Origin of the sequence: Sulfurihydrogenibium yellowstonense SS-5, assembly GCF_000173615.1 — a bacterium.
Lineage (GTDB): Bacteria > Aquificota > Aquificia > Aquificales > Hydrogenothermaceae > Sulfurihydrogenibium > Sulfurihydrogenibium yellowstonense.
This window is the reverse complement of the sequence record NZ_ABZS01000176.1, coordinates 1-3,492: the sequence shown is the minus strand read 5'-3', so window position 1 is coordinate 3,492 and position 3,492 is coordinate 1. Positions and strand designations below refer to the sequence as shown.

Sequence of the window (3,492 nt, the reverse complement as noted above, 5' to 3'; positions counted from 1 at the left end):
AGGTCTAAAACATAATCGTATTTATCTAAGGATTTGGTGAAACTGTAAATATCTGAGATGCTTTTAAGTCTTGATTTATCGACAGCAATAAGATTTTTTATTCTATAGTCTTTTTCAAACACATCGCTAAATGGTTTAAACGTCAAAAAATCTACATCATAACCTTTTTCATATAAAGGGTCTAAAACGACAGAAGATAGGATAACATCTCCAAGAGATGAAAATCTTATCACTAAAATTTTTTTTAAATCATTGTTTTTAATCTTTCAATCTCCTGTTTAAACTCTTCTACCATTGTTGGGTGGTTATACTTTCTTGCCTTTTCTATTCCTCTTTCGTATGTCTCTATGGCTTGCTCAATATCTCCGATGTTTATGTAGCATTGTGCCAACGTTCTGTATGCTGCTCCTTGGTCTTCGTACAAACTTAGATATTTTTTAAAGTATATAATAGCATCTTCATATAAACCTTGTTTGTATAACTCTAACGCTAATCCGTATAATCCAAGTGGATTATTTGGGTCTTTTTCTAATGCCTTTTTTAACTGCTCTATTCTGTCCATTTTGATTCCTCGTTTATTTTAATGTAAGGTTTTATTTTATCAAAGCTCTTTACCCATTTTAACTGATTTATATCTGTATAACCGCCTCTAATCTTTCTATCTTCAATGATAAGCTCGGCTGTTTTTTCTCCGATGTGAGGAATTCTTTGAAGTGTGATGATGTCTGCGGTGTTTATATCTATTTTTAAATCATTTTCTGTAAACTTTGGCTTTGGATTTATGTTAATAGATTTTAAAGTCAATAGAAGTAAAATTAACAATCCGATGATTAAGCTTTGAACTGTTAAAAGCTCTTGGTTTATTTTCATAGTGCTTCTCTGCCTGTGATTGAAAATTCAAGTCCAAGCTGTTTTTCTATAAACTCAAAATCTGATGATGTAATTCTAACTTCGTTGTCAACTTTTTTAAGTTTAAAGGGATAGTTGTAGCCTAAGTAGTCCATATCTGCTAAGTAGTCTAATATATCCTCTTTTCTTATTGTTCCGAAATCTGGATTTTGATAAACTTCTATAAGATTTATAGCATTTTTTAAAGTATATTTTGCATAAAAAGACTCAATGTTTAGCTCATATAAAAAGTTAAAGATTTTATCATCTATTAGCTGAAGTTCTCCAAGGCTTGCTTTTAGTTTTTCTAAGCTCTGCTCAACGCTTTCAGAATATCCAAGTTCGTTAATGTAGTTTAAAAATAACTTTATATCCGGCAGAGAATGATTTAACGTATCTGTTCCGGTGGAAGTTTTAGCCAATCCTATGATTAATGGTTTATGTTCTAATTTGAAAATGTTGTAAAGTGTAAAGAGATATTCATAATATGCAAATTTTGAGACTATGGCTTCTATATAGTCTTTTCTTGGACTTTCTAACTTTGTAAATATTGATTTGATAATATCATCTCTTAAAAAATACAAATCTGTTTCGTTTATTTTTTCTATGTTTTCTTTAAAAAGCTCGTTAACGATAGTGTTAATTTGATTTTCTACTTCATTATCGGTAAACCAATTAGAAAGTGGAAATGGTATGATAAATCTTGATGTAATGGTTCCGTCAAAGATTATAAAATCTGGTTTTTCTTTTTTAGCAAGGTAAAGCAATGCTTTTGCTTCACATAAAAACATAAAAAGAGTTGCCAATGTTTTAACATGCTCTGTTTTTTTAATTACAGTCGGAAATATATCTCCAATTGTAAAACTACTTATATTTTCACTATTTAGATTTGTATTTTCTGCATAGCCGGCAAATACGATTAGACTAAAGCCTAAGTAAGATTTTTGATAAAAAGACCCATCGGCTGCTAAATGATGAATTGGTTTAGGATTTGGATTATATGCTGTCCATTTTGATTTTATCTCTTCTTCATTGATTTTCTCTATATTCTGCTGTAAATACTCTCTAATTTTATCTTTCTTTTTTAAGATTTTTTCTAAAAGTTCAACTCTCATCTTTAGTGTCCTTGATTAGTATTTGAATGGCTTTATTTATTTTACATAAAAAATAAGCCTGTGTATAGGTAATACTGCAATGGAGATATGAGATTTTTTTATTGGCTTTAGAAGTGAAAGAAGACTGCCAAAAGATGATGGATATAGAGGGTTTGATAATCTTTAATTCCTCATAGGTAGGCTACAAACAGAGACTTGATAAAAAGGAACTATCTAAAAATATAGTGTTTCAATTCCTCATAGGTAGGCTAATAACGTGTAGAGGAGCTACCCTGCGTTGATGATGAAGAATTGTTTCAATTCCTTATAGGTAGGCTACAAATTAAAAAAATATTATGGGGTAGAGTTTACTATTCTACGTGTCAATTCCTTATAGGTAGGCTAATAATCCCGCTAAATTTTAACTCAAAAATAAATTCGTAAAAACCTTATTCAATTGCCATCGTATAAAATATTATAACACATTTTTAAAAAGTTTGTAATTTAGACAAATCAATAACTTACTTATCTCTATTTCTTTTTAATCCGCCACACGGTTCAGATGGAACACATGAGAGCACTAGTAAGGTGCTTTCTGTCTTACTCTTTCTAACCCACACGGTTCAGATGGAACGATTGAGGGGGGCTATAGAAGAGAAACAGCGGAACTTTCTTTCTAACCCACACGGTTCAGATGGAACGAATATCATTAGCATTCTCTATATCCACACACTGATACTTTCTAACCCACACGGTTCAGATGGAACAAAGGATATTGAAGAAAACAATAAAAACGGAAAAGCCTTTCTAACCCACACGGTTCAGATGGAACGCAGAAGAAGACGTGGTCGTTCTTTCATCTGATGAACTTTCTAACCCACACGGTTCAGATGGAACTTGGGAGATCTGACGCAAAAATTGACTATCTAAAAATCTTTCTAACCCACACGGTTCAGATGGAACGAGAGAGATTTAAGCATCAATGAAGTTGAGAATACTTTCTTTCTAACCCACACGGTTCAGATGGAACTAAGCATGAGTGCTTCTTCAATAGCAAAAACTTACGACACTTTATAACCCACACGGTTCAGATGGAACAGATGTGAATGGGTCTGACGCAAGAGATAAAAATTCCTTTATAACCCACACGGTTCAGATGGAACTCTTCAATTCTGTTGATTATTGTTGAAATAATCTGCCTTTATAACCCACACGGTTCAGATGGAACGCAGAAGAAGACGTGGTCGTTCTTTCATCTGATGAACTTTCTAACCCACACGGTTCAGATGGAACTTGGGAGATCTGACGCAAAAATTGACTATCTAAAAATCTTTCTAACCCACACGGTTCAGATGGAACATATTAGAGACGTTTAGAGAGATAGAGGAGCTGAGTGCTTTATAACCCACACGGTTCAGATGGAACCGTCTCTAAATCCTTTATAAGGTATTTAAAACTATTACTTTATAACCCACACGGTTCAGATGGAACTTTGTTTTAGATATAGCAT

At 32.6% G+C, this 3,492-nt stretch carries 3 protein-coding genes, 1 pseudogene and 1 CRISPR repeat array; all 4 genes and pseudogenes read right to left on the bottom strand.

All coding sequences use genetic code 11. The features are described 5' to 3' along the window. Nucleotides 1–233, bottom strand: a pseudogene (locus tag SULYE_RS07045) (ADP-heptose--LPS heptosyltransferase); the annotation flags it as partial. 11 nt (nucleotides 234–244) lie between these two features. After that, nucleotides 245–562 (bottom strand): tetratricopeptide repeat protein, encoded by a 318-nt coding sequence (locus tag SULYE_RS07040; RefSeq protein WP_007547919.1) that lies wholly within the window; start codon nucleotides 560–562, stop codon nucleotides 245–247. Next, nucleotides 550–870: a ComEA family DNA-binding protein gene (locus SULYE_RS07035; RefSeq protein WP_007547918.1), complete on the bottom strand. Its 321-nt coding sequence runs from the start codon at nucleotides 868–870 to the stop codon at nucleotides 550–552. Before SULYE_RS07035 ends, SULYE_RS07040 begins: the two co-directional genes overlap by 13 nt. Then, the gene (locus SULYE_RS07030) at nucleotides 867–2,003 is read right to left on the bottom strand and encodes a DNA double-strand break repair nuclease NurA (protein ID WP_007547917.1); all 1,137 of its coding nucleotides are present in this window, start codon (nucleotides 2,001–2,003) and stop codon (nucleotides 867–869) included. Before SULYE_RS07030 ends, SULYE_RS07035 begins: the two co-directional genes overlap by 4 nt. A gap of 584 nt (nucleotides 2,004–2,587) precedes the next feature. Further along, nucleotides 2,588–3,473: direct repeats of the CRISPR family, unit length 29 nt; unit sequence CTTTCTAACCCACACGGTTCAGATGGAAC. Nucleotides 3,474–3,492 lie beyond the last annotated feature (19 nt).

Coding starts and splice junctions, on each gene's coding strand:
- SULYE_RS07040 (WP_007547919.1), bottom strand. CDS start 562: ATGGACAGAATAGAGCAGTTAAAAAAGGCATTAGAAAAAGACCCAAAT.
- SULYE_RS07035 (WP_007547918.1), bottom strand. CDS start 870: ATGAAAATAAACCAAGAGCTTTTAACAGTTCAAAGCTTAATCATCGGA.
- SULYE_RS07030 (WP_007547917.1), bottom strand. CDS start 2,003: ATGAGAGTTGAACTTTTAGAAAAAATCTTAAAAAAGAAAGATAAAATT.